General features: G+C 64.4%; 25 protein-coding genes. 12 read left to right on the top strand and 13 right to left on the bottom strand.

All coding sequences use genetic code 11. The features are described from left to right. Nucleotides 1–51: 51 nt before the first annotated feature. The 6 genes from cobA to AABE10_RS28285 form a co-directional block, all read right to left on the bottom strand. Complete coding sequence (cobA, locus tag AABE10_RS28260) at nt 52–831, bottom strand: uroporphyrinogen-III C-methyltransferase (RefSeq protein WP_342936499.1); 780 nt, start codon at nt 829–831, stop codon at nt 52–54. Nucleotides 832–869: 38 nt separating this feature from the next. Further along, nucleotides 870–2,183 carry a sulfate adenylyltransferase subunit 1 gene (locus AABE10_RS28265; protein ID WP_342936500.1) on the bottom strand — a complete coding sequence of 438 codons (1,314 nt, stop codon included), beginning with the start codon at nt 2,181–2,183 and terminating at the stop codon, nt 870–872. A gap of 22 nt (nt 2,184–2,205) precedes the next feature. Then, complete coding sequence (gene cysD, locus AABE10_RS28270) at nt 2,206–3,168, bottom strand: sulfate adenylyltransferase subunit CysD (RefSeq protein ID WP_342936501.1); 963 nt, start codon at nt 3,166–3,168, stop codon at nt 2,206–2,208. 150 nt (nt 3,169–3,318) lie between these two features. Further along, complete coding sequence (locus AABE10_RS28275; protein WP_342936502.1) at nt 3,319–4,059, bottom strand: phosphoadenylyl-sulfate reductase; 741 nt, start codon at nt 4,057–4,059, stop codon at nt 3,319–3,321. Beyond that, entirely contained in the window at nt 4,056–4,598 is a 543-nt protein-coding gene (locus AABE10_RS28280) for a DUF934 domain-containing protein (RefSeq protein WP_342936503.1), read from the bottom strand. The genes AABE10_RS28275 and AABE10_RS28280 overlap by 4 nt, the downstream gene beginning before the upstream one ends. A 14-nt stretch (nt 4,599–4,612) precedes the next feature. Then, complete coding sequence (locus AABE10_RS28285) at nt 4,613–6,292, bottom strand: nitrite/sulfite reductase (RefSeq protein ID WP_342936504.1); 1,680 nt, start codon at nt 6,290–6,292, stop codon at nt 4,613–4,615. A gap of 238 nt (nt 6,293–6,530) precedes the next feature. On the opposite strand from AABE10_RS28285, the gene AABE10_RS28290 reads away from it, so the two are divergent. The 3 genes from AABE10_RS28290 (at nt 6,531) to AABE10_RS28300 (ending at nt 9,109) form a co-directional block, all read left to right on the top strand. Beyond that, the gene (locus AABE10_RS28290) at nt 6,531–7,472 is read left to right on the top strand and encodes a CysB family HTH-type transcriptional regulator (protein WP_342936505.1); all 942 of its coding nucleotides are present in this window, start codon (nt 6,531–6,533) and stop codon (nt 7,470–7,472) included. A gap of 50 nt (nt 7,473–7,522) precedes the next feature. Further along, nucleotides 7,523–8,704, top strand: coding sequence for an ABC transporter substrate-binding protein (locus AABE10_RS28295; RefSeq protein ID WP_342936506.1), 1,182 nt, complete (start codon nt 7,523–7,525; stop codon nt 8,702–8,704). A gap of 147 nt (nt 8,705–8,851) precedes the next feature. Next, nucleotides 8,852–9,109, top strand: a complete 258-nt coding sequence (locus AABE10_RS28300; RefSeq protein WP_342936507.1) for a hypothetical protein — start codon at nt 8,852–8,854, stop codon at nt 9,107–9,109. 3 nt (nt 9,110–9,112) lie between these two features. Here the strand turns inward: AABE10_RS28300 and AABE10_RS28305 are convergent, their stop codons facing one another. From AABE10_RS28305 to AABE10_RS28330, 6 genes are all read right to left on the bottom strand, one after another. Continuing rightward, on the bottom strand, nt 9,113–10,261 hold the full coding sequence (locus tag AABE10_RS28305) for a Gfo/Idh/MocA family oxidoreductase (protein ID WP_342936508.1): 1,149 nt from the start codon (nt 10,259–10,261) through the stop codon (nt 9,113–9,115). 51 nt (nt 10,262–10,312) lie between these two features. Then, entirely contained in the window at nt 10,313–11,362 is a 1,050-nt protein-coding gene (locus tag AABE10_RS28310; RefSeq protein WP_342936509.1) for a sugar phosphate isomerase/epimerase, read from the bottom strand. 86 nt (nt 11,363–11,448) lie between these two features. Next, a complete protein-coding gene (locus tag AABE10_RS28315; RefSeq protein ID WP_342936510.1) occupies nt 11,449–12,411 on the bottom strand; it encodes a substrate-binding domain-containing protein in 963 nt (320 codons plus the stop codon). Nucleotides 12,412–12,572: 161 nt separating this feature from the next. Further along, a complete protein-coding gene (locus AABE10_RS28320) occupies nt 12,573–13,586 on the bottom strand; it encodes an ABC transporter permease (protein WP_342936511.1) in 1,014 nt (337 codons plus the stop codon). Next, complete coding sequence (locus AABE10_RS28325; protein WP_342936512.1) at nt 13,567–15,054, bottom strand: sugar ABC transporter ATP-binding protein; 1,488 nt, start codon at nt 15,052–15,054, stop codon at nt 13,567–13,569. Before AABE10_RS28325 ends, AABE10_RS28320 begins: the two co-directional genes overlap by 20 nt. A gap of 13 nt (nt 15,055–15,067) precedes the next feature. Continuing rightward, the gene (locus AABE10_RS28330; RefSeq protein WP_428983400.1) at nt 15,068–16,159 is read right to left on the bottom strand and encodes a LacI family DNA-binding transcriptional regulator; all 1,092 of its coding nucleotides are present in this window, start codon (nt 16,157–16,159) and stop codon (nt 15,068–15,070) included. A gap of 277 nt (nt 16,160–16,436) precedes the next feature. Between AABE10_RS28330 and AABE10_RS28335 the strand changes: the two genes are divergently transcribed. From AABE10_RS28335 to AABE10_RS28350, 4 genes are all read left to right on the top strand, one after another. Continuing rightward, nucleotides 16,437–17,090: a protein-L-isoaspartate O-methyltransferase gene (locus AABE10_RS28335; RefSeq protein WP_342936513.1), complete on the top strand. Its 654-nt coding sequence runs from the start codon at nt 16,437–16,439 to the stop codon at nt 17,088–17,090. Nucleotides 17,091–17,122: 32 nt separating this feature from the next. Continuing rightward, entirely contained in the window at nt 17,123–17,446 is a 324-nt protein-coding gene (locus tag AABE10_RS28340) for a rhodanese-like domain-containing protein (protein WP_342936532.1), read from the top strand. Nucleotides 17,447–17,633: 187 nt separating this feature from the next. Then, nucleotides 17,634–18,074 (top strand): DUF2844 domain-containing protein, encoded by a 441-nt coding sequence (locus tag AABE10_RS28345; protein WP_342936514.1) that lies wholly within the window; start codon nt 17,634–17,636, stop codon nt 18,072–18,074. After that, nucleotides 18,071–19,546, top strand: a complete 1,476-nt coding sequence (locus AABE10_RS28350) for a DUF3443 family protein (protein ID WP_342936515.1) — start codon at nt 18,071–18,073, stop codon at nt 19,544–19,546. Before AABE10_RS28345 ends, AABE10_RS28350 begins: the two co-directional genes overlap by 4 nt. A 111-nt stretch (nt 19,547–19,657) precedes the next feature. Here AABE10_RS28350 and AABE10_RS28355 read toward each other — a convergent pair whose 3' ends face one another. Next, nucleotides 19,658–21,022 carry an aspartate aminotransferase family protein gene (locus AABE10_RS28355; protein ID WP_342936516.1) on the bottom strand — a complete coding sequence of 455 codons (1,365 nt, stop codon included), beginning with the start codon at nt 21,020–21,022 and terminating at the stop codon, nt 19,658–19,660. Nucleotides 21,023–21,427: 405 nt separating this feature from the next. Here AABE10_RS28355 and urtA point away from each other — a divergent pair, with 405 nt between their 5' ends. The 5 genes from urtA to AABE10_RS28380 form a co-directional block, all read left to right on the top strand. Beyond that, nucleotides 21,428–22,732, top strand: coding sequence for an urea ABC transporter substrate-binding protein (urtA, locus tag AABE10_RS28360; RefSeq protein WP_342936517.1), 1,305 nt, complete (start codon nt 21,428–21,430; stop codon nt 22,730–22,732). A gap of 273 nt (nt 22,733–23,005) precedes the next feature. Further along, nucleotides 23,006–24,613, top strand: a complete 1,608-nt coding sequence (urtB, locus tag AABE10_RS28365; protein ID WP_428983403.1) for an urea ABC transporter permease subunit UrtB — start codon at nt 23,006–23,008, stop codon at nt 24,611–24,613. A gap of 1 nt (nt 24,614) precedes the next feature. Beyond that, nucleotides 24,615–25,805, top strand: coding sequence for an urea ABC transporter permease subunit UrtC (urtC, locus tag AABE10_RS28370; protein WP_342936518.1), 1,191 nt, complete (start codon nt 24,615–24,617; stop codon nt 25,803–25,805). Beyond that, the gene (gene urtD, locus AABE10_RS28375) at nt 25,802–26,665 is read left to right on the top strand and encodes an urea ABC transporter ATP-binding protein UrtD (RefSeq protein WP_342936519.1); all 864 of its coding nucleotides are present in this window, start codon (nt 25,802–25,804) and stop codon (nt 26,663–26,665) included. Before urtC ends, urtD begins: the two co-directional genes overlap by 4 nt. Next, nucleotides 26,662–26,969: hypothetical protein (locus tag AABE10_RS28380; protein WP_342936520.1), on the top strand; the 308-nt coding region annotated here is incomplete at its 3' end. The genes urtD and AABE10_RS28380, both read left to right, overlap by 4 nt.

Genomic DNA, 26,969 nt, shown 5'->3' on the forward strand with positions numbered 1-26,969 from the left:
ATTCACTCACGCGAACGCGGCCGACAATCCATAGCAGCAAAAGCTGTCGCGCTACGCGACCCTCAACGCGAGTTCGCCCGACGCAGCAAAAGACGAATCGTCCGCGTGCGACTCGCTCTTCAGCACGCGCTCGGCGAATGCATCGCCGATCATCAGCAGCGAAGGCTGCGCGGGATCGAGCCACAGTTGCGCGTCGCCGGCCGCGAGTCCTTCGAGCGTCAGCGTCAACGTCCGCTCGCGCGGCGTCGAGCATGCCTCGACGATCGCCACGGGCGTCGAGCCTGCGCGGCCCGCGTCGATCAGTTGTTGCGCGATCTCGGGCGCGCTGTCGCGGCCCATGTAGAACACCAGCGAATCGGCGTTCACCTGCTCGCGAATCTCGGCGGAATCCGCCGCGCGGCTGTGCGTCGCCAGCGCGACGCTGCGCGACACGCCACGCAGCGTCAGCGAGCGGCGCAGCGATGCCGCGCTCGCCAGCGCCGCCGTGATGCCCGGCACGACTTCATATTCGATGCCCGCTGCTTCGAGCGCGCGCATCTCTTCATCGGCGCGGCCGAAGAGCATTGGATCGCCGCCCTTCAACCGCACGACGACACCGTGCTCGCGCGCCGCATCGACGATCTGCTTGTTGATGAAGTGCTGCGCGGTCGAGCGCTTGCCGCAGCGCTTGCCCACCGCGATCTTGCGTGCTTTCGGCGCGTAGTCGAGCATCGCCGGCTCGACGAGCGCATCGTGCAGCACGACATCGGCAACGGCCAGCAGCCGCGCGCCGCGAACCGTGATCAGGTCCGCCGCGCCAGGCCCCGCGCCGATCAGATAAACCTTGCCCATTTGCTGCTCCGTTCCGCTTCGTTACCTGCTCTGTTCCATTATGCAGAGACAGAACGAATCATGCCGGCCGCCACCGTGTGATGCGTCGCTTCGTCGATCAGCACGAACGCGCCCGTGCCCGGATGCGCATCGTACTCGTCGGCGACGATCGGCTTTTGAAGCGTCAGCGATACACGGCCGATGTCGTTCATCGTCAGCTCGTGACGGTCCGTCGCGTGCGATAGCGTATGCACGTCCAGCACCTGCTTGATGCCGCCGACGCGCGCGAACACGGTGTTCGTCGTCTGCTTCAGCAGATACTTGCGCGCTGTCGACAGCGGTGCATCGTCGAACCAGCAGAGGTCCGCTTCGAGCTTCTTCGCCGGCTGAACCGTCGCGGACGCGTGCACGAACGTGTCGCCGCGCGACACGTCGACGTCTTCCGTAAGACGGATCGTCACCGTCTGGCCCGCGAACGCGCGGTCGACTTGCGCCGTCCCGCCCGGCACGGGCGCGATGATTTCGGCGACCGTCGCCTGGCGGTTCGCCGGCAACACGACGATCGAATCGCCGAGCTTCACTTCGCCAGATTCAACGCGGCCCATGTAGCCGCGAAAATCGTCGGCCTGGCTGCCGTCCTGGCGCGCGACCCATTGCACCGGAAAACGCAGTGCGTCGTGCGTCGCCGTATCGACGGGCAGCGCTTCGAGCACGTCGAGCAGCGGCTCGCCGCCGTACCACGGCATGCGCTCGCTCGCCGTCACGATGTTGTCGCCCTTCAGCGCCGACACGGGCACGAAGCGCACATCGTTCAGGCCGAGCTGGCGCGCGAGCGTGACATACGCGTCGCGGATCTCGTTGAAACGCGTTTCGCTGTAGTCGACGAGGTCCATCTTGTTGATCGCGACGATCACGTGCTGCAAGCCCAGCAGCTTGACGATCGCGCTGTGGCGCTTGGTCTGCGGCAGCAATTGCGCGACACCGTTCTCGAACGTGACGCGCGTCGCGTCGACGAGAATGATTGCAGCATGCGCCGTCGATGCGCCCGTCACCATGTTGCGCGTGTACTGCTCGTGGCCCGGCGTGTCGGCGATGATGAACTTGCGCTTCGCGGTCGCGAAGTAGCGGTACGCGACGTCGATCGTGATGCCCTGCTCGCGCTCGGCTTCGAGGCCGTCCGTCAGCAGCGACAGATCGATTTCGTCGCCGACCGTGCGCTTGTTCTTCGCGCGCGACAGCGCGGACAGCTGATCCGACAGCACAGCCTTGCTGTCGTACAGCAGGCGGCCGATCAGCGTGCTCTTGCCGTCGTCGACGCTGCCTGCCGTGATGAAACGAAGCACGCCGAGGTCTTCAGGTTGATGAATGCTCATGGTTGTGTCGCCCTCGTGTGCCTTAGAAATAACCTTGCTTCTTGCGCTGTTCCATCGCGGCTTCCGACGTCTGGTCGTCCATCCGCGTCGCGCCGCGCTCCGTGATTTCCGTCACGGCCGTTTCGGCGATGATCTTCTCGACATCGTCGGCATCGCTTTCCACCGGGCACGTGCAGCTGATGTCGCCCACCGTGCGGAAGCGCACCAGCGCTTCTTCGCTCGCCTCGCCTTCGCGGATCGGCGTGAGCGGCGTCACGGGCACGAGCAGGCCGTTGCGGCGAACGATCTCGCGCTTGTGCGCGTAGTAGATCGACGGCAGTTCAAGGTTTTCGCGGGCGATGTATTGCCACACGTCGAGTTCCGTCCAGTTCGAGATCGGGAACACGCGCAGGTGCTCGCCCTGATGCAGGCGCGCGTTGTACAGGCTCCACAGCTCGGGGCGCTGCGCCTTCGGGTCCCATTGGCCGAACTCGTCGCGGAACGAGAAGATGCGCTCTTTCGCACGTGCCTTTTCTTCGTCGCGGCGCGCGCCGCCGATCATCGCCGTATAGCCGTATTGCTCGATGGTTTCGAGCAGCGTGACGGCTTGCGCGGCGTTGCGCGAATCCGTTTCGCGGCGCAGGCGCACGGTGCCGCGCTTGATCGAGTCTTCGACGTGGCCGACCACGAGTTCCGCGCCGATCTCTTTTGCGCGGCGGTCGCGGAAGTCGATCACTTCGTCGTAGTTGTGACCCGTGTCGATGTGCACGAGCGGGAACGGCAGCTGCGTCTTGCGGTTCGCGCCGAGGCCGAACGCCTTCAACGCGAGCGCCAGCACGACGACGGAATCCTTGCCGCCCGAGAACAGCAGCGCAGGCTTGCTGCATTCGGCGACCAGTTCGCGCAGGATGTGAATCGATTCGGCCTCGAGCCAGTCGAGGTGATCCATCCGGTTCGCCGTGACGGGCAGCGGTGCGTTGACAGTGGAATCGAGCGTCGTGCTCATTTTCTGGTCCTTCATTGGTTCGTGTCGCATGTTCGGGTGCTCATCAGATGCGTGCGGCACGTAGGGATTCAATCGAAACCGGCAATTGGGCGGCGCACGGCGTCTGCGTCATCTTACGCCGGCGCCTGTGCGGCTCACAGCAGGCCCACGTCAGGCCGAGGCGTTCTCCGAGACGACCGTGACAGGGATCGTCGTGATGTGCAGTCCGCATTCCTTCGTATCGCGCGACTCCCACCACCAGCGCCCTGCCCGGCTGTCTTCGCCGGGACGCACGGCCCGCGTACACGGCTCGCAGCCGATGCTCGGATAGCCGCGCGCATGCAGCGGGTTGACGGGCACGCCGAAGGCCTTCAGGTACGCCCACACATCGGCTTCCGTCCAGTCTGCGAGCGGGTTGTACTTGGCGATGTTGCGCGCGCCGTCATGCTCTTCCTCGTGCAGTTCCGCGCGCGTGACCGACTGCTCGCGACGCTGGCCCGTCACCCATGCGCCGACGTCGCCGAGCGCGCGATTGAGCGGCTCGACCTTGCGGATTTCGCAGCAGCGCTTGCGCAGATCGATGCTTTCATAGAAAGCGTTCAGGCCGTGCTGCGCGACATACTCGTCGACAGCGTCCGCTTGCGGATGAAACTGCTCGATGTCGTAGCCATAGCGCTCGCGCACGCGGTCGATCATGCCCAGCGTTTCCGCGTGCAGACGGCCCGTGTTCAGCGAAAAGATGCCGATTTTCACGCCGCGCGACAGGATCGCGTGCGTGAGCAGCATGTCTTCCGCCGCGAGGCTGCTCGCGAGCTTCACCTTCTCGTGGCGCTGCGCGATCGAATCGAGCAGCGCGTCAAGACGTGCGATCTTCGCCGCGAGTTCGGGCGTGAGGTCGGCTGCGCTCCTCATACGGTGGCCTTTTGCGTTGCAGCCGCTTCGCGACGGCGAAAGAGCGGCGAAGGCTCGTCGAATGCGCCTTGGTACTGCACGGTGAATTCGGTGAACGCCTTCAGCGCGTCGTTGATGTCCTTGTCCGCGCGCAGCGCATACGCATTGAAGCCGCAGCGCTCGTAAAAGCGCAGCTGGTCGCGCAACACGTCGCCGATCGCGCGGATCTCGCCCTTGTAGCCATAGCGCTCGCGCAGCAGGCGCGCAATGCTGTAGCCGCGCCCGTCGCGGAACACCGGGAAGTCGACGGCGATCAGGCCGAGCTTGTCGAAGTCGCCGACGATATCGGCGGGCTCGCTATCGGGCGCGAGCCACACGCCGATCTGACCGGCGCTGCGCGAAGCCGTCAGCTCGTCGCGCGCGCTCTGCCACAACGCGAAAGGAACGATCACCTTGCCGGCGGGCAATGCGCTCACTGCGGGCAGCGTGCCGTCCTCGGCTGCGCGGACGACCGTGAAGTCATCGGTGACGATCGTGCGGTCCTTGATAATCGATGCCATCTGCTAGTCCTTGGTTACGCGTGAGCCGGTTGACGCGATGCATACACGCGTTCCTTGAACGGTGCGATCCCGATGCGGTTGTAGGTGTCGATGAAGCGTTCGCCGTCGATGCGGTTCTCGACGAACGTGTCGATCACCTTCGACACCACGTCCGGCATTTCTTCCGCCGAGAACGACGGGCCGATCACGCGGCCGAGCTTCGCGCCGTCTTGCCCCATGCCCTGCTCGCCGCCGAGCGACACCTGGTACCATTCGGAGCCGTCCTTGTCGACGCCCAGCACGCCGATGTTGCCGACGTGATGGTGGCCGCACGAGTTCATGCAGCCCGAGATGTTCAGCGACACGTCGCCGAGGTCGTACACGAAGTCGAGGTCGTCGAAGCGCTCCTGGATCGCTTGCGCAATCGGAATCGACTTCGCGTTCGCGAGCGAGCAGAAGTCCCCGCCCGGGCACGCGATGATGTCGGTCAAAAGGCCGATGTTCGGTGTCGCGAAGCCTTGCGCCTTGGCCTTTTCCCACAGCGCGTAAAGGTCGCGCTTCTTGACGTCGGCGAGAATCAGGTTCTGCTCATGCGACACGCGGATCTTGCCGAACGAGTATTCGTCGGCCCAGTCGGCGACGGCTTCCATCTGCTTGTCGGTGGCGTCGCCGGGCGCAACGCCCGTCTTCTTCAGCGACATGGTGACGGACGCATAGCCAGACACGCGATGCGGTCGCACATTGCGCTCGACCCAGCGCGCAAACGCACGGCTTTCGAGCAGATGCTTTTCGAACGACGTGTCCGTGTCCGGCAGCTTCTCGTAGACGGGCGGCTGGAAGTATTGCGACACGCGATCCAGTTCGGCTTGCGTGAGCGTCGACGGACCGTCCTTCAGGTGCTGCCATTCTTCCTCGACCTGCTGCGAGAATTTTTCCGCCGACAGCGACTTCACCAGAATCTTGATGCGCGCCTTGAACAGGTTGTCGCGGCGGCCGTAGCGGTTGTACACGCGCAGCACGGCTTCGCAATACGTGAGCAGATGCTGCCAGGGCAGGTCTTTCCTGATGATCGCGCCGACGATGGGGGTGCGGCCCAGACCGCCGCCCGCGAGGATGCTCGCGACGACTTCGCCCGCTGCGTTTTTCGTCAGATAGACGCCGAGGTCGTGAATCTGCACGGCCGCGCGGTCTTCCTTCGAGCCCGACACGGCGATCTTGAACTTGCGCGGCAGCCACGCGAATTCCGGGTGGAACGTCGACCACTGGCGCAGGATTTCGGCCCACGGACGCGGATCGATGATTTCGTCGGAGGCAACGCCCGCGAACTGGTCGGCCGTGATATTGCGGATGCAGTTGCCCGACGTCTGGATCGCGTGCATCTGCACGGACGCGAGCTTGCGCAGGATTTCCGGCGTTTCTTCGAGCTTGATCCAGTTGTACTGGATGTTCGTGCGCGTCGAGAAGTGGCCGTAGCCGCGATCGTGCTCGCGCGCGATGGTCGCGAGCATGCGCAACTGGTCGCTGCGCAGATTGCCGTACGGAATCGCGATGCGGTGCATGTACGCGTGGCGCTGCATGTAGAGGCCGTTTTGCAGGCGCAGCGGACGGAACTCTTCTTCGCTCAATTCGCCCGACAGACGGCGACGAACTTGATCGGCGTACTGCGCGACGCGTTCGTCGACGATGGTCTGGTCGTACTGATCGTATTGGTACATTCGGGGACCCCAGGGTTTGTGTTCGTCTCGCACAACGCGGCGTTCCGGTTACGCCGCGCCTCGTATTCGTCATTGCCAGTCAGCTTTGAGCGTCCCGGCCATCGACCGTTTAGATGCATCGCTCATTTGCTAATGACAAATACAGATATCCATATTGGAGAAACTGGAGAAATCGTAATAAACTCGCCTTATATTTCAAACGACTAAAAAATTCTTTTGATATGCGGCGAGGTTATATATGAACCTGCATCAGTTCCGCTTCGTACGGGAGGCCGTCCGGCAGAACTTCAACCTGACGGAAGCCGCCAAGGCGCTGTATACGAGTCAGCCTGGCGTGTCGAAGGCGATCATCGAGCTGGAAGATGAACTGGGCGTCGAGATATTCACGCGGCACGGCAAGCGCGTGCGCTCGCTGACCGAGCCGGGGCGAATCATTCTGGCGTCCGTCGAGCGGATTCTGCAGGAAGTCGAAAGCCTGAAGCGTGTCGGTAAGGATTACGCGGCGCAGGACCAGGGCAATCTCGTGATCGCCGCGACGCACACCCAGGCGCGCTACTCGCTGCCCGCCGCGATCGCCGAATTCAAGAAGCGCTTTCCGAAGGTGCATCTGTCGATCCTGCAAGGCAGCCCGACGCAGGTCGCGGAAATGGTGATCCACGACCAGGCCGATCTCGCAATCGCGACGGAAGCCGTGTCCAGCTACAAGGAGCTGGTGTCGCTGCCGTGCTTCTCGTGGCATCACGTGGCCGTGATGCCTGTCGATCACCCGCTGCTCGAACGCAAGCAGCTTTCGCTCGACGACCTGACGCAGTTTCCGCTGATCACCTACGACAACGCGTTCGCGGGCCGCACGAAGATCAACGATGCGTTCCGCCTGCGCGGCCTGCACCCCGACATCGTGCTGGAAGCAATCGACGCGGACGTGATCAAGACTTACGTCGAGCTGGGGCTGGGCGTCGGCATCATGGCCGATATCGCGTTCAACGCCGAGCGCGACCGTCATCTGCGCGCGTTGCCTGTCGGCCATCTGTTCGGCAGCAACGTGACGCGCGTCGCACTCAAGCAGGGCGCGTATCTGCGCAGCTATGTGTATACGCTCGTCGAGCTGCTCTCGCCGAACCTGAACCGCAAGCTGATCGAGCAGGCGCTCAAGGGCGATCACGAGACGTACGAGCTTTGATTTTTGTTCCGCTATAACAACCGCAGTTACCTGCACGGAGACCTTTTCGCATGACGCCGCACAAGAACAAGCCGAAAAACACCTTGCGCCATCTGACACGCGCGACCGCTCTAGGCGCGTTGCTCTTCGCCGCCGCCGCGCACGCGGACGTCAAGGTCGGCATCGATCTGTCGAGCACGGGGCCCGCCGCCGCCATCGGCATCACGAGCAAGAACGCGATGCTGATGTGGCCGAAGACGATTGCCGGCCAGCCGGCGCAATACATCGTGCTCGACGACGGCTCCGATCCGGGCGCGGCCGTGCGCAATATCCGCAAGCTGATCAACGAGGACCACGTCGATGTGATCGTCGGGCCGAACATCACGCCCGCCGCGATGGCCGCGCTCGATCCCGTTGCCGAGAGCCAGACGCCGATGATCACGCTGATCGGTTCGGCGAGCGTCGTCGAGCCGCAGGAAGGCAAGAAGGTCTGGGCGTTCAAGATGGCGCAGACAGACGGCGCGATGGCCGACGTGATGACGCGCTACATGTCCAATCACAACGTAAAGACCGTCGGCTTCATCGGCTTTGCGGACAGCTACGGCGACAGCTGGCTCAACGAGTTCACGAAGTTCGCGACGCTGCGCCATATCCAGGTCGTCGCGACCGAGCGCTTCAACCGCACCGATGCGAGCGTCACAGGCCAGGTGCTGAAGCTGATGGCCGCGAAGCCCGACGCGGTGCTGATCGCGGGCGCGGGCACGCCGACGGTGCTGCCGCAGCGCACGCTCGTCGAGCGCGGCTACAAGGGTGCGATCTATCAGACGCACGGCATCGCGACGCCGGAGTTCATCAAGCTCGGCGGCAAGGATGTCGAGGGCACGCTCTTTCCGACACAGCCCGTCGTCGTCGCGCGCACGCTGCCCGCCGATCATCCGGCGAAGAAAGCCGCGCTGGCGTTCGTCAGCGCATACGAAGCGCAGTACGGCCCGAACACGGTCACGCAGTTCGCGGGCGATGCGGCGGGTGTCTATCCGCGTTTGCAGGATGCCGTTGCGCGCGCGTTGAAGACGGCGCAGCCGGGCACGCCTGAGTTTCGCGTTGCGCTGCGCACGGAGCTCGAACATGCGCATGAACTGGTGGTGCCCAATGGCGTCGTGAATACGAGCGCGAAGGACCACGTCGGGCTCGATCAGCGGGCGAGCGTGATGGGGATCGTCAAGGGCGGGAAGTTTACGTATCTGAGCCAGTAAGCTTTTTGAAGTGCCTGCGCTCGACATGGCGTGGGCCGCTTCTTCGTTTGATCGGCGGAGCTGACGCATCGGGAGCACCGCCGGCGGCGGGCGAGCATACGTCGTAGAATCGGTTAGCAATCTCACACATCACAGCATCGTCCGATCATGCGCACGACCCGAGCCATCCATGCCGTCGAACGGCTGAAGACCCGAAGCGGCAACCCACGTTTCGCGGCAATCAGCTTGTCGGGCGGAGTCTTTTATCTCGTCGACAAATCGGGCGGCACGGAACAGAAAGTCTCCGATCCGCTGCCGCTTGACGAGTTCGTGAAATTCGTCGACGCATACGGCCCCAGGAAACCGCGCAAGGTCAGCAAGCTCGATCTCGCCTTCGAAGAGCAGATCAAGCGCAGCAAGAACTGAATATCAGCCGCCGCTCTGCACGTCCTGCCACTGCAGCTTCGCGTGGCTGTCGAACACGGCATCGATGAAGCGCAGGCCCGCGACGCCGTCGTCGACGGTCGTCAGCAGACGGCTTTGTTCGGGTAGCGGCAAGCCCGCGTCGATCGCTTCGATCTGCAGCGCGGCATCCTTGTACAGTTGCGCGAACGCTTCCAGATAGCCTTCGGGATGGCCGGGCGGCACGCGCGTCGCATGCCGCGCGATCGCGCTATCGACGCGTCCGCGCGTGAGCCGTCGCATCGCGCCGCCCAGCGGCGTGAACAGCAGTTCGTTCGGGTTCTCCTGATCGAACGCGATCTGAGCCTTCGTGCCGTACACGCGCAGACGCAGCGCGTTTTCCGCGCCGCTCGCCACCTGGCTTGCCCACAGCATGCCGCGCGCGCCGTTCTCGTAGCGCAGCAGCGCCTCGATATGATCGTCGACCTGGCGCCCTTCAACGAACGTATGCAATTCCGCGGCGATCTGCTTCGGCAGCATGCCCGTCGCGAACGCCGCGAGGTGATACGCATGCGTGCCGATATCGCCGAGACAGCCCGCGCGCCCCGCCTGCTTCGGGTCGGTGCGCCAGACGGCCTGGCGGTTCTCGCCCGTGAGCTCGACCGGCTTCGCGAGCCAGTCCTGCGCGTACTCGACCTGAACGACGCGCACCTCGCCGATCTCGCCCGCCTCCACCAGTTCGCGCGCGTGGCGTACCATCGGATAGCCGGAGTACGTGTGCGTCAGCGCGAACAGACGGTTCTTCTCGCGCGCCAGTTTCGCGAGCGCTTCGCCTTCTTCGAGCGTCATCGCGAGCGGCTTGTCGCAGATCACGTGGATGCCCGCATCCAGAAACGCCGACGCAACGGGCGCATGCAGATGGTTCGGCGTGACGATCGCGACGGCGTCGATGCCGTCGTCGCGCGCGGCTTCGGCGTGCGCCATCTCTTGCCAGCTCGCGTAGCTGCGCGCGATGCCGGCTTCGTCGGCGCTCGCTTGCGCGCGCCGCGGGTCCGACGACAGCGCGCCCGCCACCAGCTCGAAGCGGTCGTCGATGCGCGCGGCGATCCGATGCACCGCGCCGATGAACGCGCCCTGCCCGCCGCCGACCATCCCCAGCCTGAGTCTTCGAGTCATCGTCTTATGCTCCTGTTCGATGCGGGACCATCGCGTGACCATTGCGCGGGCTCAAAGGCCCAGCACGCGCTTCAGTTGCGCGACGTCCGCGCCGCTGCCCGCGAAGTCGTCGAATGCATGTTCGGCCACGCGGATGATGTGCCGCTTGATGAACTCCGCGCCTTCGCGCGCGCCGTCTTCGGGATGCTTCAATGCGCACTCCCATTCGAGCACCGCCCAGCCGGGAAAATCGTATTGCGCCATCTTCGAGAAGATCGCGCCGAAGTCGATCTGTCCGTCGCCGAGCGAACGGAAACGTCCCGCGCGTTCGACCCAGCCGCTATAGCCGCCATACACGCCTTGCCGTCCGTTCGGACGAAACTCGGCGTCTTTCACATGGAAAGCCTTGATGCGTTCGTGATAGATATCGATAAACGCGAGATAGTCGAGCTGCTGCAACACGAAGTGGCTCGGATCGAACAGGATGTTCGCGCGCGGGTGATCGTTCACGGCCGCGAGAAAGCGCTCGAACGTCACGCCGTCGTGCAGATCCTCGCCCGGATGCAGTTCATAGCAGACGTCGACGCCCGCTTCGTCGAACGCATCGAGAATCGGCGACCAGCGGCGCGCGAGTTCGTCGAACGCGGTTTCGACGAGCCCTGCGGGACGCTGCGGCCACGGATAGAAATACGGCCACGCGAGCGCGCCCGAAAACGACACATGCGACGTGAGCCCCAGACGCTGCGATGCCTTCGCCGCCCACTTCATCTGCTGGATCGCCCATTGCGTGCGCGCCGCCGGATTGCCTCGCACCTGCGGCGCGGCGAAGCCGTCGAACAGCACGTCATACGCGGGATGCACCGCGACGAGCTGGCCTTGCAGATGCGTCGACAGCTCGGTGATTTCGACACCCGCATCGGTGACGATGCCTAGCAGGTCGTCGCAATACGCCTGGCTCGATGCCGCCTGCTCCAGATCGACGAGGCGCGGATCGGCGGGCACCTGGATGCCCTTGTAGCCGAGATTCGCGGCCCATTCGGCGAGATGCGCGAGATTGTCGAACGGTACCTTGTCTCCCATGAACTGCGCGAGAAAGATCGCCGGCCCTTTGATCGTTTTCATCGTGCTGCTCCCTTCGGTGGATTGAAACGGCGCTGCCCTTCGCATCGGATGACGAAAGGCAGCGCTCCGCCCAGGCATGCGCGCGATCAGAACGGCGAATCGGGGAAGTAGAAGTCTTTCGCGTTGTCCTTCGTGATGAGCACGGACGGGATGATCGTCGTCGGCGGCAGCTTGTCGCCTTTGAGGCGCGCTTCCGCCGTCAGCTTGACCGCGTCGTAGATGAACTTCGGCGAATACGACACGTCGGCCTTGATGAGCGGCGCGCCGTCCATCACGTTCTTGACCATGCCCTTCGAGCCCGCGCCGCCGAACACGATCTTGATGTCGTTGCGCTTCGCCTGATCGATTGCCTTCAGCACGCCGACGGCCATGTCGTCGTCGGCGGCCCACACAGCGTCGATATGCTTGAAGCGCGTCAGATAGTCCTGCATCACCTTGAACGCATCGTCGCGGTTCCAGTTCGCGTACTTCGCATCGAGAATCTTGATATTCGGATAGTTCTTCAGCACACCCGTGAAGGCCGTCCAGCGTTCGTTGTCGAGCGTCGTCGGAATGCCGCGCAGCGCAACGACGTCGCCCTTGCCGTCGAGCGCCTTCGCCAGATATTCGGCGGGAATCTTGCCGAACGCGGTGTTGTCGCCTGCCACATACGCGTCCTGCGCGCTGGTGTCGGTGAGGCCGCGATCGACGACCGTCACGTAGACGCCTTTCTTTTTCACCTGCGCGACGGGCTGCGTCAGCGAAGCCGATTCATACGGGAAGATCACGAGCGCGTTGATCTTGTTCACCGTCACGAGATCCTGCAACTGGTTCGCCTGCTCGGGCGCGTTCGCGGCCGTCTTCACGATCACCTTCAGGTCGGGATGCGCTTTCTCCAGATCGGCCTTCGCCTTGTTCGCCCACCAGACGATGCCGCCCGTGAAGCCGTGATCGGCCGTCGGTATCGCGACGCCCAGCGTGACCTTGTCGTCGGCGCGCGCGGCGCCCGTGAGCCCCAGTATCCCCAGTGCCAGCGCCCCGGCGCCGACCGCTCGAATGAACTGCTTCATGGCTGTGTCTCCTTTGATGTTCCTTTGAATTTCCTTGGACTGGTTTCTTCGTCGATGAACCGCTTCTGTGCTGCTCTCCTTTGCCGCCTGCGTTGCTGCCGTTCCGATGCCCTTTGCTTCGATACGCTTGACCTTCACCGAATCGCACACGCGTTGCCCTGCTACCGCCGCCCTCGCTGAAGGAACGCGACGACGATGATCACGACGCCCTGCACGGCCGCATTCAGATACACGCTGATGATGCTCGTGAGATTGAGGATGTTCGCGATCACGGACAACAGGATCGCGCCGATCACCGTGCCCGCGACGCGCCCTTCGCCGCCCTTGAGCGCCGTGCCGCCGACCACCACGGCGGCGATTGCTTCGAGTTCCCACAGGAGGCCCGTCGTCGGCGTCGCGGAGCCCAGGCGCGGCACGTACAGCACCGTCGCCACGCCGACGCAGATGCCGAGCAGCACATACGTGACGATCTTCACGGTATCGACGCGAATCGCCGCGTAGCGCGCGACCTGTTCGTTCGAGCCGATCGCCTGCACGTGACGCCCGAAGGCCGTGCGATTGAGGATCAGCGCGCCGCCCGCCGCGACGACGAGAAACACCCAGATCGGCACGGGCACGCCGAAGAGGCTCGCGTAATAGACGGGGCCGTACAGATCGGAGAGGTTGTTGTCGAGCGTGAGCGCGCCGCCGTCGGCGAGCCACGTGAGCACCGCGCGAAAGATGCCAAGTGTGCCGAGCGTCACGATGAACGGCTCGATCCGCCCTTTCGTGATCAGCAGGCCATGCGCGCAGCCGAACACGCCGCCCAGCACGAACGCGCACAGAATGCCGATGATCACAATGGTCAGCGGCGCGAACGCATGGCCGCCCGGCGACAAGGCGAGCGCGTTCATCAGCCAGATCATGCTGCCCGCGATCAGCGCCGCCATCGAGCCGACGGACAGATCGATGCCGCCCGAGATGATCACGAACGTCATGCCGACCGCGATGATGCCGATGAACGACGTGCGCGTGAGCACGTTCATCATGTTGTCGACGGTGGCGAAATCGCGATTGAGCAGCGTGCCCGCGATGCACAGCACGATCAGGCCGGCAAGCGGCCCAAGACCATGCAGACGATGCGCGATGCGCATCGCGCGCCCGGTCGGCGCGGCGTCAGTGTGTGCCGGTCGCATGAGCGATCAACTCCTCTTCGGTCAGATGGTCGAGACCGAGCGTCGCTTGCAGACGGCCCGCGCGCATCACGGCGACGCGATGGCACAGCCCGATCAGCTCGATCAGTTCGGATGAGATGACGATCACGGCGCGCCCTTCGGCGGCGAGCCGGTGGATCAGGAAATAGATATCGCGTTTCGCGCCGATGTCGACGCCGCGCGTCGGCTCGTCGAGCACGATCACATCGGGATTGGGCTGGAGGAACTTGGCGAGCGCGAGCTTCTGCTGGTTGCCGCCCGACAGCATGCGGGCGCGGCTCGACAGATCGCCCGTGCGAATGCCGAACTCGCGCACGGCCCGCGTCAGCGCCTCGCGTCCCGCTTTCAGATCGAGCAGCGGATGCGCGTGACGTTCGAGCGTCATCAGCGTCACGTTGTCCTGCAGGCTGAGGTTCACGTGCAGGCCCTTGCCCTTGCGGTCCTCGCTCAGGTACGTGAGGCCGCGGCGCATCGCATCGCGCGGACTGTGCAGATCGGCTCTGCGGCCCGCGATTTCGATCGTGCCCGCCGTGCGTTTGCGCAAGCCGATGATCGCCTCGAACGCTTCCGTGCGGCCCGCGCCGACCAGTCCCGCGAAGCCGAATACTTCGCCGGCGCGCACCGCGAAGCTCAGGTCTTCGACCCAGTCGGGCACGCTCAGATTCTCGACTTTCAACGCGATGGGCGCGTCATCGGCGGGCGGCGTCTTATCCGGGAACATGTCGGACAGCTCGCGCCCGACCATCAGGTTCGCCATCTGCTGACGCCCGAGCAATGCCGTCTCGCTTCGCGCGACGAAGCGGCCGTCGCGCATCACGATCACTTCGTCGGTGATGTGCTCGACCTCATCGAGCTTGTGCGAAATGTAGACGATCGTCACGCCATCGGCCTTGAGCTTCTTCATCAGCGCGAAGAGGCGCTCCGTCTCCGAAGGCGTGAGCGTCGCCGTGGGCTCATCCATGATCAGCAGACGCGCGCGACGCGACAGCGCCTTCGCGATCTCCACCATCTGCTTTTCCGCGACGATCAGATCGCGCACCTTCGTATCCGGTTGCTTGTGCAAGCCGACCTGATCGAGATAGCGCCTGGCTTCGTTGCGCATCGCCGTATCGTCGACGAACAGACCCTTGCGCTTCTCGTGGCCGAGATACATGTTCTGCGCGATCGTCAGATGCTCGGCGAGGTTGAACTCCTGGTGGATCAGCACGATGCCCGCCGCTTCCGCATCGCGCGAGCCCTCGAAGCGCTGCGTGTGACCGTCGACCAGCACGGCGCCTTCCGTCGCCGTCTCGTAGCCCGCGAGTATCTTCATCAGCGTCGACTTGCCCGCGCCGTTTTCGCCGAGCAGTCCGTAGATGCGGCCCGGCGCGATGTCGAAGCTCACGCCGTGCAGCACGCGCACGGGGCCGAAGTCTTTGCGGATGTCGTCGAAGCGGACGGCGAGGCTCATCGCGGCGGCCCTCTCACGCGCTCTTTCTGACGACGAGCCGATGCGGCAACAGCACGCCCGGCACGTTTTCCATCGGATTCGCGAGCCTGCGCAGCAGCAGACGCGCGGCCCTTTCGCCCAGTTCGCGCATCGGCTGCGCGATGGTCGTGAGGGGCGGCTCGATTTGCGCGGCAAGCGAGATATCGTCGAAGCCCACGACGGCCACATCGTCCGGCACGCGCCTGCCGACGCTGCGCAAGCCGGCGATCACGCCGATCGCGAGCGTGTCCGACACGGCGAACACCGCCGTCGGCGCATCGGCGTGCGTCATCAGGCGCGCCGCAGCCTGCGCGCCCGCTTCGTAGTCGAGGCTGTTCACGTTCACGCGCCAGCGTTCGTCGGGCGCGATGCCCGCGTCGCGCAACGCGTCGAGATAGCCGCGCTGACGCTGCTGCGCGTACAGGTAGTGATCGTCGGAATTGATCAGCGCGATGCGCCGGTGGCCGCGCGCAAGCAGATGGCGCACGGCGTCGCCCGCCGCGCGGTAGTTGTCGATGCCGACATACGGCACGCCCACCGACGAGTCGAACTCGCAGCACGCGACCCACGCTAGCGCGTTCGATTCTTCGGCGAGCGCCTGTTGCACCGTCGCGGGATCGAGGCAGATCGCACCGTCCGCGCGGCGGCGGCGCAGCAGATCGAAATAGCTGCGCTCGCGGCCCGGATCGGCGCCCGTATCGCACAACAGCATGAAATAGCCGTGCTGCTGCGCGACGGAATCGATGCCGCGAATCACCTCCGCGTAGAACGGGTTGCCGACGTCGGGCACCATCGTCAGCAACAGGCGGCTTTCGGCCGTGCGCAGATTGCGCGCCAGTTCGTTCACGCGATAGCCGCTCGTCGCGACGGCGGCCAGCACCTTGTCGCGCGTGGCCGGACGCACGTTTGCATGGCCGTTGAGCACCCGCGAAACCGTCGCCACCGAGACGCCCGCCTGCTCCGCGACGCCCGCGATCGACAGGCTCTCCGCCGTGCCATGCGAAGCGCCGCGCGCGTCGGACTCGCTCGCGCCGGGCGTCGGCGATTGCGGGTCAGGCCGGGACGGTTTGTCGACGGGTTTGTCCACGGGTGTTCACCTCTGGCTCCAAAATGTAATCGATTACATTCTTGGTCGACGTAGCGGCGAATCGCAAGCCCCATCGCGTAGGGATTTACACGGAGGCCAGACTGCACACGGACCCGCCCTGTCCGACGGCGCACATGCCCGCCACAGGGCGGCAACCGCGCGCGGTTTGGTACAATTTCGCAGTTAACGAACACAACGGCGGAACAGCGGGCGGGGCTCCGATTCATCCCGCTGTCGTCCCGCTGCCCGCATCCAAACCCACACCGCCGAATTGATCATGAACATCGAACAAGCGCGTTTCAACATGATTGAACAGCAGATCCGTCCCTGGGAAGTGCTCGACCAGGACGTGCTGAATCTGCTGTCGATCGTCAAGCGTGAGAACTTCGTGCCCGCCGCCTATCGCGAGCTGGCGTTCGTCGATTTCGAAATTCCGCTGCCCGCCGGCCAGCACATGCTCGCGCCGCGCATCGAGGCACGCGTGTTGCAAGAACTGGCGGTGAAGAAGCATGAAACCGTGCTGGAAATCGGCGCGGGTTCGGGCTACATGGCCGCGCTCCTCGCGCACCGTGCACAGCATGTGCTGACGGTCGATATCGAGCCGGAACTGGCCGAACTCGCAAAGGCGAACCTCGCGGCCAACGGCGTGCTGAACGCCGAAGTCGCGACGGGCGACGCCGCGCGCGGCTGGACGGCCGCCGCGCCGTATGACGTGATCTGCGTGTCGGGCGGCCTGCCCGTGCTGCCGCAGGAAATGCTGGAGCAGCTGAAAGTCGGCGGACGTCTGGCCGCCTTCGTCGGCACGGCTCCCGTGATGAAGGCGCAGATCATCACGCGCGTCGACGAAAAGCAGTTCCGTATCGCCGACGTGTTCGAAACCTATGTCGAGCCGCTGCGGAACGCGGTGCACGCACCGCGCTTCCGGTTCTGAGCATCGGCCCGACACCGTAGCGAGATTTGATGATGCAAAACCTGACCGCTCCCGCTCTCGCCGAATGGCTCGCCGACAAGTCGCGCCCGGCGCCCGTGCTACTGGACGTGCGCGAGCCATGGGAAATCGAAACGGCGAAAATCGCTGGCAGCATGTCGATTCCGATGCGCGAAATCCCCGCACGCAGCGAAGAACTGGACGACGATGTGCAGATCGTCTGCATGTGCCATCACGGCGCGCGCAGCGCGCAGGTCGCCATGTTCCTCGAGTCGCGCGGCTATAAGGACGTGTTCAATCTGCAGGGCGGCATCGACGCGTGGTCGCGCCAGGTCGATCCCTCCGTTCCCACGTATTGAGCCAAGCCTCTTGCCGTTGAAATAGCCGAAACGCGCCGGAATTTTCCGGCGCGTTTTTTATTTGCGGCTTCAGTCGTGTCCGCTCACGGTCAGGCCATTTCCGTTTGACGATTCGGAAGCTTCGTACGCCATCCTGATCATCGATCGATCAACATGCCTCGTTTCCTTTTCGAAAGCAGAGGCCTGAATGAACCTGATCAGGATCGCGTCGACGGCAACGTTGCTGTTGCCTGTCGTTTGTCATGCGACGCTCGGCGCTGCGCCATCGACGGACGCGCATCAGACGTCCCGCAGCTTGCGCGCGACGCCGTCCGTCGCTTCCGTCTACTCAATTCACGAATCGGAAACGGCCGACGGCGTCACGGTACGCGAATACGCTTCGCCCGCGAACGTCGTCTTCGCGCTCACGTGGCAAGGACCGACGCGGCCTGACATGCAGGCGCTGCTCGGCAGCTACTTTCCGGGCTTCGTCGCGGCAGCACACCGCATTGCGCGCGGCACCGGTCCGCTGATCGTGGGCGACGGCGATCTGCGGATCGAATCGGTCGGACATCCGGGCGCGTTCGCGGGCAAGGCATGGGTGCCGCGGCTCGTGCCCGCGAATGTCGACGTGGAGGCCTTGCCATGAAGCGCGGCTTTCCGCATTTCACAGTTCTCGCCGCGATGCTGGCGGCGAGCGTCGCGCTCTCGGCATGCGGTGGCGGCAGCGACGATGACAAGCGCGGCAATTCGCCTGTCGCCGACATCTCTCCTGCCGCACCGACGACGACGCCCGCTGTTCCGGGCAGCGCACCGTCAGCGGCGGCTCCGGCATCGACCGCGAGCGGTTCGACGCAGCCGGCCACGCCCGCGCAACCGCCGACCACGCCCATAGCGCCCACCACGCCCGACGTACCGACACCGCCTACGACACCTCCCACGCCACCCACCACGCCCGACAGCGGCCAACCGCCGAAGGACAACACCAACGACACGCCTCCGCCCTCGCCCGTCGCCACCAACAGCGTGCCCATCGTCGTCGACAATGCGATCGGCTCGGTCGTGAACATGCCTTACGTCAGCGTGACGCTCTGCGCGCCGGGCGCGCGCGGCGCGACGCAGTGCGCGACCGTCGATCACATGCTGCTCGATACGGGCTCATCGGGTGTGCGCGTGACGCAGGCCGCGCTCGGCGCCGCGCTTGCCGCGCAATTGCCCGCGCAGACGGGCGCCAGCAACGACACGACTGGCAACGCACCCATCGCGCAGTGCGCAGTCTTCGCGTCGGGCTATACGTGGGGTTCGATACGCCGCGCCGACGTGATGATCGGCGGCGAAACGGCAAGCGGCATCCCGATCCAGCTTATCGGCGACAGCGCGTATCCGTCCGCGCCATCCGACTGCCTCGCGCGCGGCGGCGCAAGCATGAACACAGCCGCGATGCTCGGCGCGAACGGAATCGTCGGCATCGGGCATCTCGCGCGCGACTTCCCGCAGGCGGCGCAAACCGCGCTCGCGGCGGCTTACTACTACTGCGTAACGCCTTCGTCCTGCATGCCCGCGCGCGTGCCGCTCGACAGACAGACGGCCAACCCCGTCGCCGCCTTCGCAACCGACAACAACGGCACGATCGTCCGTCTGCCCGCGCTGCCGCCAACGGGTCAGGCAAGCGTCACAGGAGAGCTCGTGTTCGGCATCGGCACGCGCGACAACAATGCGTTACCCGCTACGCCGACGTTCCTCGCCGCGACCGATCGCGGCGCATTCACGACGACGTACAAAGGCAGAACGATCACGAGCGTCGTCGACAGCGGCTCGAACGGCCTGTTCTTTCCCGACGCGACACTGCCCGTGCTGCTCGGCTGGTTTGCGCCCGCCATCACGCAGAGCCTGAGCGGGACGATGCTGTCGAATACGGGCAACGCGCAATCGACGGTGCCGTTCTCGATTGCCAATGCGCCGAATCTGTTCGACAGCGCATTGGCCGCCTATGACGCGCTTGGCGCGCCCGCGTCGGGCATGTTCATCTGGGGCTTGCCGTTCTTCTTCGGGCGCAGCGTGTATACGGCGTTGAGCGGTATGCAGGCGGGAATGCGGACGGGGCCTTACGTGGCGTTTTGATCGGACACGGGCTCCGCGCACGGACTGTGCCGGAACCACAGCAAAATAAACAGCGGACGGTCAACCAACCCGTCCGCTGCTTCGCGCGCCGACATCACACCCGAGCCGCGCTCAATCCACTTCCTTCAACACCTCCGCAACCGTGCGGAACAACTCTTCGATCTGCGCTTCATCGATGATGAGCGGCGGCGAGAACGCAAGAATGTCGCCCGTATAGCGGGTCAGCACGCCCTTCTGGAAGCAGCGCACGAACACGTCATAAGCGCGCGCGCCCGGCGCGCCGTCGCGCGGCTGCAATTCCACGCCGCCGACGAGCCCCAGATTCCGCACGTCGATCACATGCCGCTCGCCGTTCAGCTTGTGAATCGCCGCTTCGAACACGGGCGCCATCTTCGCCGCGCGCTCGAACAGCCCTTCGCGTTCGTACAGGTCGATCGTTGCGCACGCAGCGGCCGCAGCGATCGGATGCCCTGAGTATGTATAGCCGTGGAAAAGCTCGATGCCCGCGGGCGCGCCATTGACGATCGCATCGTGAATCCGCGCGCTCGCGGCCACGGCGCCCATCGGCGCGGCGGCATTGTTCGTGCCCTTGGCCATCGTCAGCAGATCCGGCGTCACGTTGAAGTACTGCGCGGCGAACGGCGCGCCGAGACGCCCCCAGCCCGTAATCACCTCGTCGAAGATCAGCAGGATGCCGTACTTGTCGCAGATCTCGCGCAGACGCTGCAAATAGCCTTGCGGCGGAATCAGCACGCCCGTCGATCCCGCGACCGGCTCGACGATCATGGCCGCGATCGTCGATGCATCGTGCAGCGTGACGAGCCGCTCCAGTTCATCGGCGAGATGCGCGCCCCATGCGGGCTGTCCTTTCGAGAACGCCGCTTCCTTGATGTTGAGCGTGTGCGGCAGATGATCGACGGCGGGCAGCAGCGCGCCTGAATACGCCTTGCGATTCGGCGCGATGCCGCCGACGGAAATGCCACCGAAGCCGACGCCGTGATAGCCGCGTTCGCGTCCGATCAGCCGCGTGCGCTGCCCTTCCCCACGCGCGCGGTGATACGCGAGCGCGATTTTCAGCGCGGTATCGACGGCCTCCGATCCCGAGTTTGTGAAGAAGATGTGCTTCAGGTCGCCGGGCGTGTGCTTTGCAATCTTCGTCGCGGCTTCGAACGCCTTCGGGTGGCCCATCTGGAACGTCGGCGCGAAGTCCATCTCGGCGGCCTGCGCCTGCACGGCGGCGACGATCTCGTCGCGGCAGTGTCCCGCGTTCACGCACCACAGCCCCGCCGTGCCGTCGAGGATGCGCCGGCCATCGTGCGACGTGTAGTACATCCCTTTGGCGCTCGACAGCAGCCTCGGCGCGCTCTTGAACTGCCGGTTCGCGGTGAACGGCATCCAGAATGCCGACATGTCGGGCGCGTTGGCGGGCGCGTCGGGCCGGGCGGCCGTGGCCGAAGGTGTAGCGCGTTCGTTCATCTGCTGTCTCCTCTCAAATGAGGTCAGTTGGGTTTTCAGTTTAGGCAGGCGCACGGCCATGCACAACCGGACAGCGCCACTGCACCGTCGGCGCGCCCGCCGATATGACGAAACGCCGCCCGCGCTCCGTTGCAGCGCGGCGCGCACCGCGACGAGGCGAAGCGCCGCGCGTTGCACCGCTTTCGCGCTCAAGGCACATAACGCGCTGCGAGGCCGCGCCGTCAGCGAGCCGCATCGCAGCGCGCTCAGCGAGCGTTGAAGAGCGACGCTGCAAGTTGGCATATGCCTTGCAGTATCCGGCCCTGCACGGCTCTGTACATATGACTCTGCACACATAACGCAAACAGGGATCGGACGCGCACTACCCGTCCGCCGCTCACCACCATTCATGGCAAGGGGAAGCAAATGAAACGTCGCAGTCTGCTGAAGCTCGGCTCCATGTCGGGCGCGCTCGCGCTCGCGGGCAAGGTTCGTTTCGCGCGCGCGCAGTCGTCGGGCAGCGGCCCGATCAAGGTCGGCATCCTGCACTCCCTGTCGGGCACGATGGCGATCTCGGAGACGTCGCTGAAAGACACCGCGCTGATGACGATCGCCGAGATCAACGCGAGCGGCGGCGTGATGGGCCGCAAGATCGAGCCCGTCGTCGTCGATCCCGCTTCGAACTGGCCGCTCTTTGCCGAAAAGGCCCGCCAACTGCTGACGCAGGACAAGGTCGCCTGCGTGTTCGGCTGCTGGACCTCCGTGTCGCGCAAGTCGGTGCTGCCCGTATTCGAGGAACTGAACGGGCTGCTGTTCTATCCCGTGCAGTACGAAGGCGAAGAGATGTCGCGCAACGTGTTCTACACGGGCGCGGCGCCGAATCAGCAGGCGATCCCCGCCACCGAATACCTGATGAGCGCCGAAGGCGGCGGCGCCAAACGCTTCTTCCTGCTCGGCACCGACTATGTGTATCCACGCACGACGAACAAGATCCTGCGCGCCTTCCTCAAGTCGAAGGGCGTTCAGGAGACCGACATCCAGGAGGTCTACACGCCCTTCGGTCACAGCGACTATCAGACGATCGTCGCGAGCATCAAGACGTTCGCGCAGGGCGGCAAGACGTGCGTGATCTCGACCGTCAACGGCGACTCGAACGTGCCGTTCTACAAGGAGCTCGGCAACCAGGGGCTGAAGGCAACCGACGTGCCCGTCGTCGCGTTCTCGGTCGGCGAGGAGGAATTGCGCGGCATCGATACGAAGCCGCTCGTCGGCAACCTCGCTGCATGGAACTACTTCATGTCGGTGAAAGGCCCGACCAACTCGAAGTTCAAGGAGCAATGGGCCGGATGGGTCAAGTCGCAGAACCTGCCGGGCGGCTCGAAGCGCGTGACAAACGATCCGATGGAAGCGACGTACGTCGGCATCCACATGTGGAAGCAGGCCGTCGAAAAGGCGAAGAGCACCGATGTCGACAAGGTGCGCGTCGCGATGATCGGCCAGAAGTTCGCGGCGCCGTCGGGCTTCACGCTCGAAATGGACGGCAATCATCATCTGCACAAGCCGGTGATGATCGGCGAAGTGCGCGCGGACGGCCAGTTCAACGTCGTGTGGAAAACGAAGACGGCCGTTCGCGCGCAACCGTGGAGCCCGTATATCGCGGGCAATCAGGGCAAGCCGGATATCGTCACGTCGATTCCCGGGTTCCTGCGCCGCCGCTCGCGCGTCGCGTGACGCGGCATGCCGGTGCGTTCGCCTTCACGAACGCATCGGCGCGCGCAACGCCCGTCTTCCGATGCACGTATCGAAGCAAATGCACGGTGCAATCGCGCGATGCCTGGCTTGCCGCTTTTCGCATGCGATGGCATCGCGCGCCGGATTGCTGGCCGGATTGCTGGCCTGGCTGCTGGCCTGATCGCTGGCTTCATTCTCACGACCATCATGGCGCATTCACTTTCCATGCTCGCCGCTCGCAGCGCTGACTGGCTGCGCAACGCCCGCAAGCGCATGAGGCTGCTTGGCGCGTCATGCGCGCTCGGCGCCGCGTTCATCGCGTTCGCGCCGGCGAGCGCTCATGCATTGACGGCCGCCGATGTCGTGCCGCTGGCCGGCGACGATTTCGACGCGAAGTCCGCCGCCATCGACAGGCTGATCGCGAATCACGACGCGCCTTCGCTTGCGCTGCTCAAGGCGCTCTCGGAAGACAGCGCGCTCGCGACCGATTCCGGCGAAGTGCTGATTCAAGACGGCGATACCGCGCGCGACGCGATCACCGGCAAGACCGTAGCCGCAGGCGACGCGCAATCGGTCACGCTGAACAATCTGTTGCGCTCGAAAGTATCGGGCGCGCTGTCGGGCCTGCAGCTCGACTCGAGCGATCCCGCGAAGCGTGCCGCCGCCGTTGCCGCGCTGCTGCAAAACCCCGATCCATCGATGAAACCGCAAATCGATGCGGCCCGCGCAAAGGAAACCGACCTGACGCTGAAGAAGCGCCTCGACACGCTATGGGCGATGACTGCGCTGCACGACAGCGATGCCGCGAAACGCCTCCAAGCGGTGAAGCTCGTCGCCGCGCGGCACGATCTGGACATGTACGAGCTGCTGCGCCCGCTCGTCGCGAAGAAGCTGGACGGCTCGTTCGCCGAAAGCGACGCGCGCGTGCGCGAAGCGGCACAGCAAGGCATCGATGCGCTTGATTCGATCCAGCGCCGCAGCGAGATCGCGGGCACGCTGTTCGCGGGCCTGTCGCTCGGCAGCGTACTGCTGCTGGCGGCGCTCGGGCTCGCGATCACGTATGGCCTGATCGGCGTGATCAACATGGCGCACGGAGAGTTTCTGATGATCGGCGCGTATGCAACCTATGTCGTGCAGAACCTCGTGCAACGCTATGCTCCCGGCGCGTTCGACTGGTATCCGCTGATTGCCGTGCCAGCTTCGTTCGTGGTCGCGGCGCTCGTCGGCATCGTGCTCGAACGGCTCGTGCTGAAGCATCTGTACGGACGTCCGCTCGAAACGTTGCTGACCACCTTCGGCATCAGCCTGATCCTCATTCAGGCGACGCGCATGTTGTTCGGCGCGCAGAACGTGCAGGTGGAAAATCCGTCGTGGATGAGCGGCGGCGTCACGGTGTTGCCGAACCTCATTCTTCCGTACAACCGGCTCGCGATCCTCGCGTTCTCGCTGATCGTCGTCGCGATTGCATGGGCCGTGCTGACGAAAACACGCCTCGGCCTCTTCGTGCGCGCCGTCACGCAGAATCGCCGGATGGCCGCGTGCGTCGGCGTGAAGACGGCGTATGTCGATTCGTGCGCGTTCGCATTCGGCGCGGGCATTGCGGGACTCGGCGGCTGCGCGCTGTCGCAGATCGGCAATGTCGGCCCGGACCTCGGACAAAGCTACATCATCGATTCGTTCATGGCCGTCGTGCTGGGCGGCGTCGGCCAGCTGGCGGGCACGGTGATCGGCGGCTTCGGGCTCGGACTCGTGAGCAAGGCCATCGAGCCGTTCTGGGGCGCGGTGCTCGCGAAGATCGCGGTGCTTGTGCTGATCATGCTATTCATCCAGAAGCGTCCGCAGGGCATGTTCGCCCTGAAGGGCCGCAGCGCGGAGGCATGACATGACATCCGCGACCTCATCCGCTTCCACTTCCATCGATTCACGCAGCGGCGCTCTCGCGAGCGAGCGCGGACGTCTGTCTGGTTTCGCGCTCGGCTTGCCGCCGCGCCCTGCTTTGCTGTCGCGTCGCGCATGGCAACTGCTGATCGCGTTGATCGTCGCGGTCGGCCTCGGCGTGCCGTTCGCTGCACTGGTGCTGCCCGAGGCGAGCGCATTCCATCTATCCGCGTATGCGATGACGCTCGTGGGCAAGTTGATGTGCTATGCGATCGCTGCGCTTGCGCTCGATCTCGTGTGGGGCTATTGCGGCATCCTGAGCCTCGGACACGGACTCTTCTTCGCGCTCGGCGGCTACGCGATGGGGATGTACCTGATGCGCGCGATCGGCCGCGATGGCAAATACGGCAGCGATCTGCCCGACTTCATGGTGTTCCTCGACTGGCATCGGCTGCCGTGGTACTGGGAAGGCACGCAGCATCTCTGGTATGCGCTGTTGCTGGTCGTGCTGGTGCCCGCCCTTCTCGCGTGGGTATTCGGTTTCTTCACGTTCCGCTCGCGCGTGAAGGGCGTGTATCTCTCCATCATCACGCAGGCGATGACGTTCGCCGCGATGCTGCTTTTCTATCGCAACGAAACGGGCTTCGGCGGCAACAACGGCTTCACCGATTTCAAGCGCATCGCAGGCTTTCCGATCACCCATCCCGGCACGCGCACGGTGCTCTTTCTGCTGACATTCGCGGTGCTCGTGCTGTCGTTCATCGGCGCGCGGGCGATCGTCACGTCGAAGCTCGGACGTGTCGTCACGGCCGTGCGCGACGGCGAAACGCGGCTGATGTTCCTCGGCTACAGTCCGCTTGCGTACAGACTATTTGTGTGGACGGTATCGGCGGTGCTGTGCGGCATCGCGGGCGCGCTGTATGTGCCGCAGGTCGGCATCATCAATCCCGGCGAAATGTCGCCGGGCAACTCGATCGAGATGGCGATCTGGGTCGCCGTCGGCGGACGCGGCACGTTGATCGGACCGATCGTCGGCGCGTTCGCGGTGAACGGCGCGAAGAGCTTTTTCACGGCTTATTTCGCGGAGTACTGGCTGTTCTTTCTCGGTCTGATTTTCGTGCTGGTGCCGTTGCTGCTGCCGAACGGGATCATGGGGCTGATCGAACTCGCGACGCGCACGAGGAACCGCCGATGAACGAAAACCCGATGGTGCCCGACCTGTCGCTACCCGAAGAGCACGACGGCCGCGCGTTGTCCGGCGTTGCGTCGATGGGCCGCGCGGTGACGCCCGGCGAGATCGACGTATCGCACGGCGCGATTCTCTATCTGGAGGACGTGACCGTTTCGTTCGACGGCTTCAGGGCTTTGAACGAGCTGTCGCTGTCGATCGACGTCGGCGAATTGCGCTGCATCATCGGCCCGAACGGCGCGGGCAAGACGACGATGATGGACGTCATCACGGGCAAGACTGCGCCCGATTCGGGCAAGGTCTTTCTGGGCCAGACGATCGACTTGACGCGCATGAACGAGCCGTCGATTGCGCGCGCGGGGATTGGGCGGAAGTTTCAGAAGCCGACTGTGTTCGAGCAGCATCCCGTGTGGGAGAACCTCGAACTGGCGATGAAGACCGACAAGCGCTGGCTCGCTTCGCTGCGTGCGCGTCTGGACGGGAGTGCGCAGGCGCGCATCGAGGAGACGTTGTCGCTGATTCGTCTGGAAGGCGACGCGTTGAGGCCTGCCGGCGAGTTGTCGCATGGGCAGAAGCAGCGTCTGGAGATTGGGATGCTGTTGATGCAGCAACCGGCGCTTCTTTTGCTCGACGAGCCCGCGGCAGGGATGACCGATGATGAGACGATGGAATTGGCTGCACTGCTCAATCATCTGCGCGGGACGTGTTCGATGATGGTCGTCGAGCATGACATGGAGTTTGTTGCGGCTTTGGCCGGTGAAACCGGCAAGGTAACGGTGATGGCCGAGGGACGCGTGCTCGCGCATGGGACGCTTGATGAGGTCAAGCGGGATGCGGGGGTTGTTGAGAGTTATCTTGGACGTTGAGTTTTTTTGTCTGCGACGCTTTTTGTTTTTTTGGGTTGCTGCCGGCGTCCGCGATGCGCCTCGCGGCGCGGGCGTTGCCCCTGTGCGGGGCGGCACTTGCTTTTATTTGCAATGGCTTTTGTTTTGGTTTTTTTGCCTTTGCGCTGGCATCCGCGATTGCGCCTCGCGGCGCGGGCGTTGCCCCTGTGCGGGGCGGCACCTACTCTTCTTTGCCGCGGCAAAGAAGAGTAGGCAGAAGAAAGCCGCTCACACCGCCCGCACTTGACCATTACCCACGGGCTCTCAACGTCCCCATGTTTCGAGC

Origin of the sequence: Paraburkholderia diazotrophica (assembly GCF_038900755.1) — a bacterium.
Classification (GTDB): domain Bacteria; phylum Pseudomonadota; class Gammaproteobacteria; order Burkholderiales; family Burkholderiaceae; genus Paraburkholderia; species Paraburkholderia diazotrophica_A.

Bases quoted from the DNA above. Each gene is read 5' to 3' on its own strand.
- AABE10_RS28300 (WP_342936507.1), top strand. From the start codon at position 8,852: ATGCGCACGACCCGAGCCATCCATGCCGTCGAACGGCTGAAGACCCGA.
- AABE10_RS28290 (WP_342936505.1), top strand. From the start codon at position 6,531: ATGAACCTGCATCAGTTCCGCTTCGTACGGGAGGCCGTCCGGCAGAAC.
- AABE10_RS28345 (WP_342936514.1), top strand. From the start codon at position 17,634: ATGAACCTGATCAGGATCGCGTCGACGGCAACGTTGCTGTTGCCTGTC.
- AABE10_RS28265 (WP_342936500.1), bottom strand. From the start codon at position 2,183: ATGAGCATTCATCAACCTGAAGACCTCGGCGTGCTTCGTTTCATCACG.
- AABE10_RS28285 (WP_342936504.1), bottom strand. From the start codon at position 6,292: ATGTACCAATACGATCAGTACGACCAGACCATCGTCGACGAACGCGTC.
- urtC (WP_342936518.1), top strand. From the start codon at position 24,615: ATGACATCCGCGACCTCATCCGCTTCCACTTCCATCGATTCACGCAGC.
- urtB (WP_428983403.1), top strand. From the start codon at position 23,006: ATGAGGCTGCTTGGCGCGTCATGCGCGCTCGGCGCCGCGTTCATCGCG.
- AABE10_RS28350 (WP_342936515.1), top strand. From the start codon at position 18,071: ATGAAGCGCGGCTTTCCGCATTTCACAGTTCTCGCCGCGATGCTGGCG.
- AABE10_RS28275 (WP_342936502.1), bottom strand. From the start codon at position 4,059: ATGAGGAGCGCAGCCGACCTCACGCCCGAACTCGCGGCGAAGATCGCA.
- AABE10_RS28295 (WP_342936506.1), top strand. From the start codon at position 7,523: ATGACGCCGCACAAGAACAAGCCGAAAAACACCTTGCGCCATCTGACA.
- AABE10_RS28310 (WP_342936509.1), bottom strand. From the start codon at position 11,362: ATGAAAACGATCAAAGGGCCGGCGATCTTTCTCGCGCAGTTCATGGGA.
- AABE10_RS28315 (WP_342936510.1), bottom strand. From the start codon at position 12,411: ATGAAGCAGTTCATTCGAGCGGTCGGCGCCGGGGCGCTGGCACTGGGG.
- cobA (WP_342936499.1), bottom strand. From the start codon at position 831: ATGGGCAAGGTTTATCTGATCGGCGCGGGGCCTGGCGCGGCGGACCTG.
- AABE10_RS28325 (WP_342936512.1), bottom strand. From the start codon at position 15,054: ATGAGCCTCGCCGTCCGCTTCGACGACATCCGCAAAGACTTCGGCCCC.
- urtD (WP_342936519.1), top strand. From the start codon at position 25,802: ATGAACGAAAACCCGATGGTGCCCGACCTGTCGCTACCCGAAGAGCAC.
- AABE10_RS28320 (WP_342936511.1), bottom strand. From the start codon at position 13,586: ATGCGACCGGCACACACTGACGCCGCGCCGACCGGGCGCGCGATGCGC.
- AABE10_RS28305 (WP_342936508.1), bottom strand. From the start codon at position 10,261: ATGACTCGAAGACTCAGGCTGGGGATGGTCGGCGGCGGGCAGGGCGCG.
- AABE10_RS28340 (WP_342936532.1), top strand. From the start codon at position 17,123: ATGCAAAACCTGACCGCTCCCGCTCTCGCCGAATGGCTCGCCGACAAG.
- AABE10_RS28280 (WP_342936503.1), bottom strand. From the start codon at position 4,598: ATGGCATCGATTATCAAGGACCGCACGATCGTCACCGATGACTTCACG.
- urtA (WP_342936517.1), top strand. From the start codon at position 21,428: ATGAAACGTCGCAGTCTGCTGAAGCTCGGCTCCATGTCGGGCGCGCTC.
- cysD (WP_342936501.1), bottom strand. From the start codon at position 3,168: ATGAGCACGACGCTCGATTCCACTGTCAACGCACCGCTGCCCGTCACG.
- AABE10_RS28335 (WP_342936513.1), top strand. From the start codon at position 16,437: ATGAACATCGAACAAGCGCGTTTCAACATGATTGAACAGCAGATCCGT.
- AABE10_RS28355 (WP_342936516.1), bottom strand. From the start codon at position 21,022: ATGAACGAACGCGCTACACCTTCGGCCACGGCCGCCCGGCCCGACGCG.